The following is a 13,226-nucleotide window of genomic DNA, read 5'->3' as shown; positions in this document are numbered from 1 at the left end:
TGATACTTTAAGCATCAGGGATTTTTAATATATTGTAATGATAAGATTACCTTAAATCAACCACTTCTACACCCGGATATAGTTTTTTATCGAATGTGAAGATTTTATCGTCTGCAGGGGCATTTGGCATAAATTTGTCGACACGGAAAACCGTACGTTTGCCATTTTTATCCCATACTTTCCAGGATTTTACAGACTTATCATTCTTATTTACTTTGATTTGTACTTTCGCAATTTTGCTCGATTTATTTTCCGGCGAAAGCTCTACTACTTCATAAAACTGGCTGCCCTCTTTTACTTCTTCCAGAAATACATATTTATAGCCTTTTTTGTAAATAGTATAAATCTTGGTAGGAGAGAGTTCTTCCTGCATAGCTGGGTCAAACTCAGTAATGTTTACTTCATTCGTTTCTTTTACATAAATATACAGGTCTTTACCATTGGCAAATACTTCCTGACCCGCCATTTTCAAACGGAATTTCGCGCCTTTTACCGTTACATCGCCTTTATAACTTTCGGTCATTTTAGCATTATTACCCTCTGTGCCGTAAGTAAATGAAGCATTGAAAGATTTCATATTCTGATACTTCTTACTCATCTCGTCTAAGATGGCTGTAGCCTTCTGGTCTTTCTGGGCGTATACTAAACTGCTAATTATCAACAGATTAGTAACTATTAAAAGTAATTTCTTCATCTATTTAGAAAGGGGTTAATTTGGGATACTTGTTAATTCTTAGACTAAAAAAATGTTCCAAGGATTAATTCTTTCGCAAATTTCGTAAAATTTCTTCTAAATGGGTAATATCTTTCACTAAAACCTCTCGGGCTTTGCTGCCTTCAAATGGTCCCACAATGCCCGCGCCTTCTAATTGATCTATGATTCTTCCTGCTCTATTATAGCCTAGCTTCATTTTTCTTTGTATCAGAGACGTACTCCCTTGCTGGTGTGTTACCAATAAACGGGCGGCTTCTTCAAACATAGGGTCTAATTCAGACGGGTCAAAATCTAAAGTTTCACCCTCATCTTCTCCATAGAATTCAGGCAACATATAAGCAGAATCGTAGGCTCTCTGGCTGCCGATAAACTCACAGATTTCTTCCACCTCAGGCGTATCCACAAACGGACATTGCAAACGAACCATATCAGAACCCATCGAGAGCAGCATATCCCCATTACCAACCAATTGCTCCGAGCCACCCGTGTCTAAGATAGTGCGTGAGTCAATTTTAGAAGTCACTTTGAAAGATAAACGAGCCGGGAAGTTAGCCTTGATAAGACCCGTGATTACGTTCACCGAAGGACGTTGGGTAGCAACAATCAAGTGGATACCAATAGCACGGGCCAGCTGCGCCAGACGGGCAATCGGCTGTTCAACCTCTTTCCCTGCGGTCATCATTAAGTCTGCCAACTCATCAATTACCAATACGATATACGGTAAATATTTATGTCCTTTTTCAGGATTCAGACGGCGCTGAATGAACTTAGCATTGTACTCTTTAATATTTCTTACACCTGCATCTTTCAACAAGTTATAGCGGCTATCCATTTCGATACAAAGTGAATTCAGGGTATAAATTACTTTCTTCGTATCAGTAATAATGGCTTCTTCTGAATTAGGCAACATGGCAAGGAAGTGTCGCTCAATTTTATTATAGAGCGTTAACTCCACTTTCTTAGGGTCAACCAGTACAAATTTTATTTGTGAAGGGTGTTTTTTATATAATAAGGAGGTCAAAATTACATTTAATCCAACTGATTTACCTTGTCCGGTAGCACCTGCCATCAGTAAGTGAGGCATTTTTGCCAGGTCTGTAATAAAGGCTTCGTTAGAGATAGTCTTCCCTAAAATGATTGGTAATTCAAAGTTACTCTTCTGAAACTTCTCATTGGCAATCACCGATTTCATGGTTACCATTTCTCGGTTTTTATTCGGCACCTCAATACCTACCGTACCTTTACCCGGCATTGGTGCAATGATACGGATACCCAAAGCCGCTAGATTCAGCGCAATATCATCTTCCAGATTTTTGATTTTCGAGATTCTGATACCTGCATCAGGTACAATCTCATAAAGCGTTACTGTAGGTCCAATCGTAGCTTTAATGCTTGCAATACCAATCTGGAAGTTGCGCATTGTTTCTACAATCTTGTTTTTATTAGCTTCCAGCTCTTCTTCTGTTACTTTACCTCCGGCATTGCTGTATTCACTTAATAAAGTAATCGGTGGATACTGATAATTGTCTAATTCGAGCGTGGGGTCATATAAACCAAAGTCTTTCAGCACTTTTTCGTTTACATCATCGTCATCCAGGTCACCATCTAAATCATCGTCTGATGTATCAGTTCCTCTAGTGTCTTCTATAATAAAAGTCGGTTCCGCCTTAATAGGCTCATTCTTAATGGGAACTGGTTTCTCGAAGCTAACTTCTTTATCAGGCACCGGAGTTGGAATCGGTTTCTCAAAAAATGGCTTTTCTTCGAAAGGTTTCGGTATTTCAATCTCTTCTTCGTATCGTGGCGCCTTGTACATATCATTCACGGTTACAGGTATAGGCACTGGTTCCGGACGTTTTACAGGCTCTCTGAACGGAGATTCGTTATCAGCTACATCATATTGCACGGCATTGCGGATACGCTCAGTAGATAGATCTTCTTTCGGTGGGCGATTGAAATATTTGGCCAGAAACCAGTCGTCGATATCGGTATATCCATGAAAGAAAATAACCCATGCCGCCAATGCCAATAAGATAACCAGGATACCCCCTGAACCAATGGCATGATACAAGAATTTATTAACCGAATACCCAAGCCCGCCACAGAAAGTACCTGCCGGAAGCTCAAATAGTAAAACAAAATAACCTACACAGATACTGGTCCAGAAAATATAGAAAATACTTGCGAGCGTAAAACGGTTCAGACTCTGAGGTAATAAATCTCTTTTAAAAACCAATCTATAACCTGCCCAGAAAACAACAGGCAACCAACCGAAGGCAGCTATACCAAACCATTGAAAAATGAAATAATGTGAGATATAGGCTCCCATTAAGCCCATCATATTGCGTGGCTTACGGTCTACTTGCTCTAAAGCTGAGCTAAACGTACGTTGAACAATATCCTGGTCTGCATCTCCCACCAGCAGATGCGAAACAAAAGAAACAAGAAGAATGACTGACAGAATCAGGAGAAAGATACCAAACGCTAACAGGTAGCTGTCTGTACTCACATTGAACTCAATAGGTACCTGAGTTCCGCTGCTACTCGGGCCTTTCGAAGGAGTACGGGGCGTATTCTTCGGCGGCTGCTTTTTGCGAAATGTATTACTGGACATCTTATAATTTTATAGGAAAGCAATGAATTTTAAAACAAATATATAAATATTACAATAAAAACACGTAAAATCTGATAAAATAGTATTGCATGGATACACAATCAGTTAATATCCAATAAAATACAAAAAGCTACCAATTACAAAGTTTCGCTGTCCGTCTACAAATTCTTACTTCTATCAAAAGGCTAGGTATCTGATATTTGTTTCACCAATTAATTCAACTGGCCATGAGCGAAAATATATTATTTAGAATGGGTTTCTTTTCTGCATTTTATGCCGTTTGTTTTATAGGTATGTATTTCTATGGCAGAAAAGGTTCTCCTTTATTAGCTCCGGTATTATGTGCTGGCTTATGGTTATTTTTTACTGTTGCTACTTATTTTGTAAGCGGAGCAGCCATGAGTTGTTTCGCTCTTCTTACTGTGCTTTTTTTACTATTTATGCTTAAACCACCGCCTGATAATAGCCTGCAGATATTCTTCAACGAAAACAAAATCTATAAGTCAGAAAAAATGCCAAAGGCGGTCTTGGATGTCCTAGGCGACAGAAAATGGTTATTGGCTGAAAGCAAGCTATTTATCCGTTCTAACGAATATGTTAATTATTTATTCTGGCAAGGGCACACTACTTCAAGTATTTACAATGGAAAGCACTCTACAACCAATTATAGATATTATCTGGCTTTTATCTTTGAGCCCAATACAGTAAGCGAGAATTTCAAGAAAAAGGCCGAAGCCTTGATGGAAAAGTCTCACTACACTTTTAAAGAAAAGTGGAAGTACTTTTTTACCCTTGATACCGAAAAGCCTTTCTTAGTGCAAACCGCAGAGGACGGCGCTTTTATTATAGCCTTTGATACTTTCAGAGACGCAAAAGTATATGCCAAAAATCTGGCGTGGATGAAAGCTAATATTGAAACTGCCCCCAAAAATAATCAACGTACAGCAACCTATATACCATCATGGCAATCAAGAGCTTCTTCATAAGTCTGATACTGACTATTTTTTTCGGCTATTCTTTTACAATAGGGCTTACTACAAAAGACTCTTTTTTACAGAAGATTCCTGACTGGGGAGGTTTTACAATCCTGATAGGAGGGGGAATGCTCTATATATTAGCTTTCTGGTGGGGCTTAAGAGGTTTTCCCCAACATAAACTTTTAAGCCTGATGTCGTTAGGCATGAGTGGTTTTGGGTTAGCATGTTATGCGGTAGTTATCTCTATGCAGTTAGGCAAAGGGAAGCCATATAAAGGACAGTTTGATTATGATTTATCCAAAATTCCTGCAAAGGAGCAAGCTGCTGTCCGTTCGTTGGCTAAACAGATAGGCGTACCAGAGAATGAAATCCATGCAACTGAATACTGGAAATTAAGAGAATTCCCAATGGCAATATGTATTCAGAAAGGACATGTAATAGGGGTAAATGTAAATGACAAAGCTATAACCGATGTATCGGTTTTATCAGCCTTGCCAGAATTAAGTGGATTATATTTAAAAGGCACACATCTGAAAGACTTAAGCGATTTACAATCACCAAAGTTAAATAGACTAGAATTACAACAGAATGATTTTACTGATCTCACGAGTTTTTCGGGTCTACCTAATGTAGAATGGCTTTTTATTGATAACAACCAGCTGAAAACATTAGAGGGTATTGAACAAATGCCAAAACTAAAGGAAAAGAGTTTTAGCGGGAATCCTGATTTGAAAGACAATTAAGCTATGAAAAAGACTACGTTGTATGCTATCCTAGGTTTTGTTGGCTTATTCATCATTCAGATACTTCGTAATTCACCTGAAACCCAAACAAATAATACTGATAGCCCGATGTATGGTTTTAAAGCAGATACAGCAGCATATGTTTTCCCGCTTAGAATGGTATCAGACAACGGAACTCCGGTTGAATACCCACTGAAAGCTATCAAAGAATGGCTCTATGCCTACAAATATCTCTGGTTTGCCAATCAGGCAGAATACATGATAAAGGATGACGATTTTGTAGACCCGATTATCGAAGAAGTACTCATCTCAGACAATGATGGTAAACTCCCTAAAAATTCAGGAGGTGTAGAAGAGATTGCCAGACAGGTGATGTATAGGTATAGTACTAAAATAAAAGAACAACAGGGATTAGAGAGACTTGAAAAGCTGATTCAGAAACGCTATGATAATCCGATTGTCAGTACTGACAGATATGGTGATTATTATACCAAAATTGTTGACCTGGGGGCATTGCCTACAAGATTACAGGTTTCGGTAAGGCATGGAATTATCAGAACCAAAAATACCGGGGTAATGGATGATAATAATCGTTGGCTTTCTAAAGAAATAGTCAGGCAGATTTTGAAATACAATGATGGTTATCCGAATAAAATTACTTTCAGGGTATGGTATTCAACTTATTTTGGAGATTTGGAGAAAAGCTTTTTGGTGACATATATGGCTAAAAATCCTGATTCTCCTTTTCCACCTTTGATTCATGTGAGACCTGAAAATTATTATGCGACTGCTTCTGCCGCGAGTCTGACAGAAACATTTTATCTGTTTCATGACCTTGAAGACTATGCTAATAACAAATATTCAATTTATGAAGTAGACGATTATAAATATAGCCAGATGCGTTCATCGAAAGGGGGCTTGAACCAATAGTTCCTGCTTTTCAAAATATAAACCATGAAACTAATAAATTACCTTTTGTTAATGAGCCTATTTTCTTTTTTAGCAAGTTGCTTTGCAGACAAAGACCGCCATCCTGATATGCCTTTCCTGCCTGGGTCAAGCAATGCTCATATAAAAGTTGACTCTTTTTCTATTGAAGGGGTGGATAGATTCATTTTCTCGGCCGATAAAACAAAACTGTATGCTATTGTAGCAGAAGCATCTACCGGAGGAACTTACAACTATTTTTTAGTCGAATTTGATGAGGAAGGTAAAAAACTTCGGGACCTATTTATCGGAGATATTGGAAGAACACCAACCACATTATCTATGCTAGATGCCAATACCCTTATATGGGATTATTCGAATGTATTTTACATCATCAATCTACCGAATTTTAAAGTAATAGATGTAATAAAGACTTATTATCAATATGATTACCCACAAGTAAAGGAAGATGAGAAATTGATTAAGGAACAGGTTGAAAAGCAGTTTGAAGCCAAGCGGGTGAAAATAGCGGAAAAGTATAATATCCAGAAAATTGATTCGGTAAGTCTCGAAATCGTTGAGGGTGATAAAAAGAATGCGGATGCTTATTGGACGGAATTCAGGGCAGCGAAAAATGAATCAGATAGTTTAGAGAATAAGCTCAGATTAAAATATTATCAGCAATATGCTAATAAAGAAATCAAAACAGGAACGTGGTTTTTAGGGTATAAAGACCCTGATGGCGAGGCAGAGTATTTATTCACAAAGATTGCCAGAGGAAAGGTAGTGGCATTTTTATTAGATAGCAGTATTGATAAAAGCAAATACGCTTTTGCACATTTAAATATCAATGAGCATCGTAAGAAAAGTGACTTATTTACTATTTTTTACAATTATCCCAATAAGAATATCACTGATAAAAAAAGTAGTATCCAAATCACAGAAAGGATTACAACTGAATACAATGAATATAAATTGAAAGGACCGAATAAGTATCTGTTTTATTATGACTTGATGATAGGAAAAGAAAAAACATCCTTTAAAAGGGATTTACCTATAATGGTCTCTAACGACTATTTTCTGGAATCGGCAAGCGGAAATGCCTATATAGTAGCTAATAGTCTAATCTATAAATTTAGCCTTGTTAAGTAAAATATCAATATTATGAATCGCTCACAGATTTTATTAACCCTTGCTATTATAGTAGTCTTCCCTATCTTTTTTGGAGGGATTTGGAGTGGCGTCTGCTACCTGATTGGTGCCTTAGGTGGCTGGCAGAATTTAGCCAGCAAATACGAAACGCCCAAAGATACAGTTGTAGACCAGAAGTTTACAAGTGAATACGGCAAGTTCGGGGTATCAAGGTATAAGTTTACTTTGACAGTCGGATTCTCCAAATCAGGTATTTTTTTTGCCAACAATCCATTTTTCAGAATTGGTCACCCGCCGATGCTCATTCCTTGGAGCGCTATTAAAATTGTTTCAACGGATGGTTTGTTTTTGCATATAAAAGCGGATGATAGCGATATATGGTTAAGTAAAAAATTCTTGGTCAATATTCAACCTTATGCTTCAAAGCCATGACATTGACAGTAGAAATCATCCTATTTATAGGCTTGCTTGCCTATTACTATTTCGTTCTCAGAAAATACAATTCCTTGGGGTTCCGTATGTTTTCATTATTTAGTTTTGTAGCTATTGCTGTAGTTTATTGGTGGTATCAAGACTATCAGGAGTTGGAGAGCCTAAAGAAAAATGGCGTTTTTATAGAAGGTTTGGTAACTAAAAAATATGTAGAACACACTAAAGAGAGCAGTGTGCCTGATAATGTGGTTGTACTTAATTTTACTGACAATAAAGGTGAAACTATAAATGCTGAGGCTCGTGAAATGACCTCAAAAGAAGAATATGCAGCTGTTCCCATTGGGCAAAAAGTACTTATTGTATACGATGCGGCAAAAGGAACAGTTCAGCTAAAAACAACCTTTGATCGCTCATTACATGACTTTAACTATATTCTTATCTTCCCGGGTCTTTTGTTTTTAATAGGGTTGGGCTGTCTGATATTTTTAAGCAGATTTAAAGTACATGCGCATGAAGGTACAGCGTATGAATACCTGACCGATGAAAACGGAAAAGTAGTTCTTGACGACAATCACTCAGAAACTACCCGTACTATCAAGAAAATAAATCTGGTCTCAAAGATTGTTCAGGCGTTCGCTAAATAGGAGAACAACAGAAATCATTTCTGAGCTTTTGTAACCCAAAAACGTTCTCCTCTGAACTGACACCAGGCCTTATTTACTGCCCCTGACTCGTTTTTCACGAAGAGAATATTCATATTCATCGATGAGAAATAGTCTGGGGCATCTTGGTACAAATGAAAGAAATTTCGGGTGTCACGGCCATTCCAGATAAAGTGCAACGTATTATCTTTCTGACTTATTTCTAGTTTCTTACCTGTAGCATCTTCATAAGTGCCTTCATAGGAGGCATATTCTGCGCTTCGGTCTTTCATGAGTGGTAAGGCACAAGTTGCCACACTATCTATCTCTTTCATCAACTCATGCGCAAATGAATCCATATTTTTCTGCCCTTTTTCTTTAGTGCCCAATGCCGCATATCCATTAATACCACTGGTATTCAGATTCCCTGTCTCAATCATTACCGGAGTCATATTTCCGCTTTTCCCTTTCATGCTTGAGTCATTCACAGCCTTGCGCATATCTACCAGATCAGGACGAAGGCTTAGTACATTCGAGGTCTCCAATTCGTCAGCATGGCCGCTATAAGCTTTGGTTCTGATACGTGCCTCAGCTTTATCAAATGCAGGGCGGTCATAGCGACTGTAGTACAATAAAATTCCTTCTTCTGCCAATGTCTTTGCAGCCGTTTCAAGGGTAGGAGTAGTGCTGACACCCACATTGATGATATAAAATCTTCTGGGACCATAACCAGCCAGACTTCTCACAATTTCAACCACCATATTGGTAGCCGTAGCAAAAGTAGTACTGGTAGAGCCAGGATATTTTAAAAAAGCAGGATAAAAACCATAGCTAACAACTGGCGTAATAACTACCTTTTTCTCTAAGGCCACTCTTTTTGCCAAACCCTCTGCCTGGAGAAAATCTGTTGCAAGGGGTAGATGAGGGCCATGTTCTTTGGCAGCAGCTCCTAATGGTATTACTACTACTGTTTCACTGTGCAAGATCTTTTGCGCTTCTGTCCAGCTAATATCTTCTAAATAAATGGCTTTATTGGCTGGATTTCTTTGTTGTGCCGTACCACCAAAAGAAAGGCACAGCATAAGGAGGATGATGATTTTATTCATACAGTTTAATAATTCAATGAATAGGTTAATAAGAGTTGTGTCGATGGTTAAAGGTTCCCACCATAAAGGTAACCTTTTGGAAACCTATTTCAGACTATTTACAAACCCATTAACTAGTGTCGGAACACTACTTTTCAACAATGATTCATTCACTAATAAATTAAATCCATTAGTTTCATTTGGGCGGGCAATAATGCCTTTTTTGTTCAGGTTTTCAGCAAATGCTTTCGGTGCAATACCCTGTACTGTCATTTTAAAAATATTCGTTCCTTTAGTGATACGTTGTATCTCAAAACTATCGTGATTATCTAATTTCTTTATCAATTCTTCTCCCATACTTACTGCTTTACTGTATCTGTCAGAAAAATCTTCTAAATAATGCAGAGCTACTGCTGCGTACGGCCATACCTGATGGAGACCCCCACCGAACATTCGTCGGGCATGATACATGGAGGCAATCAATTCTTTAGGCCCTGCCAGTATCGCACCCGAAGCGGCATTGAAATATTTGTAGAGCGAGATATAAACCGTATCAAACAAAGAAGCATAGGTAGCCGGACTAATACCTGTATAGCCGGAGGCCAGAAAAAGCCTTGCTCCATCCAGGTGCATTTTAATATCATTAGATTTGGCCAAAGCTGAAATCTGCTTCATTTGCTCATAATCAAATAGCTCTCCTGTTTTTCTACGCACTGGCGATTCGATAGAGATAACGCCTACTTTAGAAGCCACTCTACCTCCGGCCGTGCGTTTTAATACTTCATTTACTTCATCAACCGTAAAAGTAGCTTTATCAAATCCCAACGGAATAAGATTGAGATTGCTTAATGTCTGTGCACAATCTCCTGTATCATTATATACATGGCTTTCATGTTGCAGAATCACCCGATTGTTTTTGCCTGCTAGGGTTCTGATGGCTAAATGATTGGCCAACGTACCTGTGGGCATGAAGACAGCCGCTTCCTTACCCAGTATCTTTGCCATTTGAGTCTCTAACTCTTCTACACAACCATTCAACGAGTAATTATCTACTCCAAAATCATCTCTTTTGGTGAGTTCAGTTAATAACTGACTATAAGCCAACGGAGAAAGGTTCAGTCCATCAGAAGTGAAATTGACAAGGCTTTCAGCCGAATCTTTAGGTTTTTCTTTAGACGAAAAAGCCTGAGCTGATAAGGCAGGAGCTAACGAAAGCGCAGATGACAGCTTCAGAAAATTCCTGCGTTGTAGGTGGTTCATAGGTTTGTCTGTTAATGAGAGAATTATTAAAATTAAATAGAAATTTTAAGGTTTAGAAGTAACATTATGAATTATTCTGAAAATCAGATAGTACTAATTAACAAGGGATCGTATTTAAGAGAAGTCTAATATTTTGTACAATTAATCGTTTAATATAAACCTTTTAGGCTTTAAGCAAAATCTGAAAATTTTATATAAATTTGTCAGAAACTCGTCTAGACAAGTGCCTAGAAAATTAATTATTAAAAAATTTTAATAATATAAGAAAAAGTTTTATTTTTTCTAAAAAAAGTACTACTTTTGTTTTCTGGATAATCTCTATTTAACACCCTGAATGAAAACTTTAACCGTAAAAATTAAATACTTTTTTCTCCTTTGCCTCATTACGGTAGGCATCGCTTCTATTGTCTGGAACTGTACGAGTGCTTCTGCCGAAACCTCGGCCATGCCTGACGAAGTAGACTATAATTTTCATATCCGACCTATTCTATCCGACCGTTGTTTCAAATGTCACGGTCCTGATGCCAACAAGAGAGAAGCCAATCTACGCCTGGATACGCCCGAAGGTGCTTTTGCCGCACTGAAAGATAATCCGAAGGCCCACGCCATTGTGGCTGGTAACCCTGATATGTCTGAGGTGTTTTTAAGAATTACGTCTAAAGACTCTACACAACTTATGCCTCCGGTTGAGTCTAACTTAAAGCTGACCCAACATGAGATAGACCTGATTGAAAAGTGGATAAAACAAGGCGCCAAATACAAAGCGCACTGGGCATTTATTGAACCAAAAAAGACGAATGTTCCGAAAGCAGATGAAGATTGGGTAGTAAACGAAATAGATAATTTTGTGTATGCCAAAATGCGTGATAAAGGATTAAAACCAAACGACGAGGCAGATAAAGAACAATTATTAAAAAGAGTAAGCCTTGACCTGACCGGATTGCCACCAACATTGGAAATGCAGGAGCGCTTCCTGAAAGATACTTCTCCTAACGCTTACGAAAAGGTAGTAGATGAGTTGTTGAAAAATAAGCATTATGGAGAAAAGATGGCTACTTATTGGCTTGACGTTGCCCGCTATGCCGATTCACATGGCTATCAGGATGATGGTTTACGCACTATGTGGCCTTGGCGAGATTGGGTAATTCATGCTTATAATGATAACTATCCTTACAGCAAGTTTTTAAGCTGGCAATTGGCTGGAGATTTATTGCCTAATCCTGATGGAAGTGGGAAACCATCGAAGGAAATGCTATTGGCTACTGGTTTTAACCGGAACCATAAAATCACGCAAGAGGGCGGGGTAATCGATGAAGAATATCGGGTGGAATATGTAACTGACCGCACCAATACCTTTGGAAAATCTTTCCTGTCGCTGACATTCGAATGCGCCAAATGCCACGACCATAAGTATGACCCGATTTCCCAAAAAGATTATTATAGCACTTTCGCTTTCTTCAATCAGGTACCCGAAAAAGGACTATTCGGAACCATTGATGCTTCTTATGCCGATCCGCCGAATATGGCAATTACTGATGCCGACGTGAAATCTTTATTGAAGTTTATCAATAAGAAAGACACAGCAAAAGTAATGGTAATGGTGATGAAAGATACCTCAAAAGTCCGTACTACATATGTATTAAACAGAGGCAATTACGATGCACATGGCGATTCTGTAACTTATGGGCTGCCTAAAAGTATATTGAAGTTTGACACTACCAGATATGGCAAAGGTCGTTTAGGTTTGGTGAAATGGTTATTAGATAATAAAAATCCGCTTACGTCAAGAGTGTATGTCAATCGTCTTTGGACACAGTTCTTTGGCAGAGGTATTGTAAAAACTTTAGGTGATTTTGGTATGCAGGGAGAACTACCGTCTCACCCTGAATTACTGGACTGGTTAGCAGTAGATTTCAGAGAAAAAGGCTGGAATGTAAAACGATTGGTCAAACAGATAGTGATGTCAGCTACTTACAGACAATCGTCTGTCATTACCGATAGACATCTGAAAACCGACCCTGATAATATCTTCCTGGCTCGTGCATCCCGTATTCGTCTTCCTGCGGAAAATGTTCGTGATTATGTGCTATCAAGCAGCGGTATTCTGAATGATGAAATAGGTGGGCCAAGTATCAAGCCTTATCAACCTAAAGGTTTGTGGGAAGTAGCTACTTCCGGTAGAGGAAGCTTATCCAGATATGTACAAGACCATGAGTCTGACTTATATCGTCGGGGAATGTATGTGTTTATTAAGCGTACCGTACCACCACCAACCATGCTTATTTTTGATGCCAGTAACCGCGACCAATGCGAGGTACAGCGTGTGCGCACCAATACGCCTTTGCAGGCATTGGTCATGATGAATGACCCGCAAATGATTGAAGGCTCACGGGTATTGGCCGAGAATCTGACGCTCGAAAAAGGCTCTATAGAAGAGAAACTGGAAAAGGCTTTCAGAAAGGTGCTTTGTCGTATGCCTAAAGATAAAGAAATGGCTGTTATTAAGCAGTATTTTGAAAATGAAGCCAACCTATTGAAAAAGGATCCTAAAAGAGCTGAAAGGCTTTTGAATTTAGGCGAATATAAACACGAAACCGTGAAAGATAAAGCTTCGGCGGCAGCATTAATGCAAACAATTCAGCTATTGTATAACATGGAAGAAGCCATTATGAGAGTCTAA

The 13,226-nt window shown here is 38.5% G+C and carries 11 protein-coding genes; 7 read left to right on the top strand and 4 right to left on the bottom strand.

Features of this window, described 5'->3' with window-relative positions; genetic code table 11:
- Positions 1 to 46: 46 nt before the first annotated feature.
- Positions 47 to 694 (bottom strand): outer membrane lipoprotein carrier protein LolA, encoded by a 648-nt coding sequence (locus D0T08_RS11705; protein WP_116982820.1) that lies wholly within the window; start codon positions 692 to 694, stop codon positions 47 to 49.
- Between the two features lie 64 nt (positions 695 to 758).
- Complete coding sequence (locus tag D0T08_RS11700) at positions 759 to 3,329, bottom strand: DNA translocase FtsK (protein WP_116982819.1); 2,571 nt, start codon at positions 3,327 to 3,329, stop codon at positions 759 to 761.
- A gap of 227 nt (positions 3,330 to 3,556) precedes the next feature.
- Between D0T08_RS11700 and D0T08_RS11695 the strand changes: the two genes are divergently transcribed.
- The 6 genes from D0T08_RS11695 to D0T08_RS11670 are packed head-to-tail and all read left to right on the top strand — an operon-like array spanning position 3,557 to position 8,204.
- Entirely contained in the window at positions 3,557 to 4,315 is a 759-nt protein-coding gene (locus D0T08_RS11695; protein WP_116982818.1) for a hypothetical protein, read from the top strand.
- A complete protein-coding gene (locus tag D0T08_RS11690; RefSeq protein ID WP_116982817.1) occupies positions 4,291 to 5,049 on the top strand; it encodes a leucine-rich repeat domain-containing protein in 759 nt (252 codons plus the stop codon). Before D0T08_RS11695 ends, D0T08_RS11690 begins: the two co-directional genes overlap by 25 nt.
- Before the next feature lie 3 nt (positions 5,050 to 5,052).
- On the top strand, positions 5,053 to 5,979 hold the full coding sequence (locus tag D0T08_RS11685; protein ID WP_116982816.1) for a hypothetical protein: 927 nt from the start codon (positions 5,053 to 5,055) through the stop codon (positions 5,977 to 5,979).
- Positions 5,980 to 6,003: 24 nt separating this feature from the next.
- Positions 6,004 to 7,128 carry a hypothetical protein gene (locus D0T08_RS11680; protein ID WP_147322763.1) on the top strand — a complete coding sequence of 375 codons (1,125 nt, stop codon included), beginning with the start codon at positions 6,004 to 6,006 and terminating at the stop codon, positions 7,126 to 7,128.
- A gap of 12 nt (positions 7,129 to 7,140) precedes the next feature.
- Positions 7,141 to 7,560, top strand: coding sequence for a hypothetical protein (locus tag D0T08_RS11675; RefSeq protein ID WP_116982814.1), 420 nt, complete (start codon positions 7,141 to 7,143; stop codon positions 7,558 to 7,560).
- On the top strand, positions 7,557 to 8,204 hold the full coding sequence (locus D0T08_RS11670) for a hypothetical protein (RefSeq protein WP_116982813.1): 648 nt from the start codon (positions 7,557 to 7,559) through the stop codon (positions 8,202 to 8,204). Before D0T08_RS11675 ends, D0T08_RS11670 begins: the two co-directional genes overlap by 4 nt.
- A 14-nt stretch (positions 8,205 to 8,218) precedes the next feature.
- Here the strand turns inward: D0T08_RS11670 and D0T08_RS11665 are convergent, their stop codons facing one another.
- Both D0T08_RS11665 and D0T08_RS11660 read right to left on the bottom strand, forming a co-directional pair.
- On the bottom strand, positions 8,219 to 9,307 hold the full coding sequence (locus D0T08_RS11665; RefSeq protein WP_116982812.1) for a creatininase family protein: 1,089 nt from the start codon (positions 9,305 to 9,307) through the stop codon (positions 8,219 to 8,221).
- Positions 9,308 to 9,391: 84 nt separating this feature from the next.
- Positions 9,392 to 10,546 carry a low specificity L-threonine aldolase gene (locus D0T08_RS11660; protein ID WP_116982811.1) on the bottom strand — a complete coding sequence of 385 codons (1,155 nt, stop codon included), beginning with the start codon at positions 10,544 to 10,546 and terminating at the stop codon, positions 9,392 to 9,394.
- A gap of 334 nt (positions 10,547 to 10,880) precedes the next feature.
- Between D0T08_RS11660 and D0T08_RS11655 the strand changes: the two genes are divergently transcribed.
- Positions 10,881 to 13,226: a PSD1 and planctomycete cytochrome C domain-containing protein gene (locus D0T08_RS11655; protein ID WP_116982810.1), complete on the top strand. Its 2,346-nt coding sequence runs from the start codon at positions 10,881 to 10,883 to the stop codon at positions 13,224 to 13,226.

Origin of the sequence: Emticicia sp. C21, assembly GCF_003418935.1 — a bacterium.
GTDB lineage: Bacteria > Bacteroidota > Bacteroidia > Cytophagales > Spirosomataceae > Emticicia.
Note: the sequence above shows the minus strand (reverse complement) of the source record. Positions and strands in the feature narration are given on the sequence as shown.